Raw genomic sequence first — 1,926 nt, 5'->3', positions numbered from 1 at the left:
TAGGAGTTTAATTTTTCAAATCTGACCTGGAATCCATTTTTCTTGAAAAGCTCATCAAGTACATCAAGCGTTGTATAGTACTCTCTCTGAAGATCCTCCAACAAATTTTTATAGCCTTGTTTTGTTACAGTTCGATATCGCTCTTGACGATCCTCTTCATTGATGAAAGCTGTATCAGCAAAAACCACCTTGCCTTTTTCAGGCAGCAGCTTGCTGTAAATTGCAAGTGCTGAGTCCTTTTCATCATTTGTTAAATGGTGAAATGCATAAGTGCTTACAATCGAGTCAATGTTCCCAGGCAAATCCGGAAAGTCTAAAAAATCGCCATCAAACAATTCCAAGTTCATAAAACGTGCTTTAGAAATCTCCCTCATTACCTTCGAAGGCTCAATTCCAAATACTTCTCTTCCAGCAGCAAGCAGTTTCTCTGTCAGATTACCAGTTCCCACTCCAAATTCCACAACTGTACCTTTGGATTTTAAAGCCACCGTTTCTAATATATTATCATAATCTTCAAACACTTCTTTATATTCTTCATCCTGTCCAGAAACAGTTTGTTCATAATAATTAGCCCAATCATCAAATAAAGGAATAAACTCTCTGCCCATTTGATTCACTCCGCTTTTTTAATTTATATAATTCCTATAAGTATAGTATGAATTAAAACTTTATAGGTCACATAGTAGCATACAAATAATTCGAAATCAATTATTGCCTGTTTTGTTTCACTAAAAAATTTTCAACCATGGTTAGTTAGCTGACTACAGTTAAATTAGAAGGAAAACACGGATTTGGTAGTGTATACTAACTATATACAATAATCCCAGGGGGGAAATGATGGGTAAAAAAGTTCTTGTTGCGGAAGATGAACTACGGATTGGAAATTTGTTAAAGATGTACTTGGAACGAGAATCATATAATGTTGAATTAGTGGCTAACGGGGATCATGCACTTGAAAAAGCATTGAGTGAACCATTTGACTTAGTTATTTTAGACATATTAATGCCTGGTAAAGATGGATTCACCATTCTCGAAGAAATTAGGAAAACCATAAAAACACCCGTTATCATGCTTTCAGCAAAAGGGGAGGAAAATGATTTAAAACGAGGGCATGATTTAGGTGCGAACGAATATATTTTAAAGCCGTTCAGTCCGCGTGATGTCATTTCTAAAATAAAGTTGCTATTAAATGAATGACAAAGAGGCATTGGAATTCTGCAATGCCTCTTTACTGCTCTTCCACTTTTTATATAAGCTTATTACCTCACATAGACGTTTGACTTCCCAATCGAGCTGTTATTTCACCCTTTTGGAATTCGTAAATCTCACCGAAATAATCAACCCTACCTCCCGCGATCACAATTCCACTGTCATCATTACATGCATAAATGCTGCGTTCTTGATTCAATGAATAGACCAGTAATTCTTGCGACTTTGACACCTGCGTTTCCCAATGTGGCATGAACTCAAAATCCACCAGGTTTAAACTATCCATTGCATTTAATTGAACTTCGTTATCGTCTATCAATTCTGCTATCTTAATGGATTTTGACATCAAAATCGCTCCGGCACTGACTCCTATTAACAGCTTCCCACTTTCCGCCAATGCTTTTAAAAGAAAATTGAGCTTTCTCTCCTTCAGCTTTTTCAAAAAATAAAACGTGTTCCCGCCAGATAGGTATATTCCATCACATGTAGTTAATGGAACAACTTTGGATAAATCAAACTCCAGATCGATATCAAAATATAGAAAATCCTTAACTCCGATTGATAAGAAAAAATCTTTTGCCTCTTCAAAGTATTTCCTTTCCTTATCCGTTTGTGACGGAATGTATCCAAGTTTAAAAGAGTCATTACCGATTTGCTCTTTAATTCTGTTTGTTAAAGCATCATTACTCTTGTTCAAGTCACTTAGCATAATGAGAT

Annotated in this window: 3 protein-coding genes; 1 reads left to right on the top strand and 2 read right to left on the bottom strand. The window is 35.7% G+C overall.

Annotated features, from left to right (window positions below):
• A partial coding sequence (locus tag WB217_RS11670; protein WP_423993398.1) for a class I SAM-dependent DNA methyltransferase occupies positions 1-608 on the bottom strand: 608 nt, incomplete at its 3' end.
• Positions 609-837: 229 nt separating this feature from the next.
• On the opposite strand from WB217_RS11670, the gene WB217_RS11665 reads away from it, so the two are divergent.
• Entirely contained in the window at positions 838-1,197 is a 360-nt protein-coding gene (locus WB217_RS11665) for a response regulator transcription factor (RefSeq protein WP_423993397.1), read from the top strand.
• A gap of 67 nt (positions 1,198-1,264) precedes the next feature.
• Here WB217_RS11665 and WB217_RS11660 read toward each other — a convergent pair.
• Positions 1,265-1,926: Type 1 glutamine amidotransferase-like domain-containing protein (locus tag WB217_RS11660; protein ID WP_423993396.1), on the bottom strand; the 662-nt coding region annotated here is incomplete at its 5' end.

Source organism: Mesobacillus sp. (assembly GCF_049588175.1).
Lineage (GTDB): Bacteria > Bacillota > Bacilli > Bacillales > Cytobacillaceae > Mesobacillus.
The sequence above is the reverse complement of the archived record's forward strand: the minus strand, read 5'-3'. Positions and strand labels throughout refer to the sequence as shown.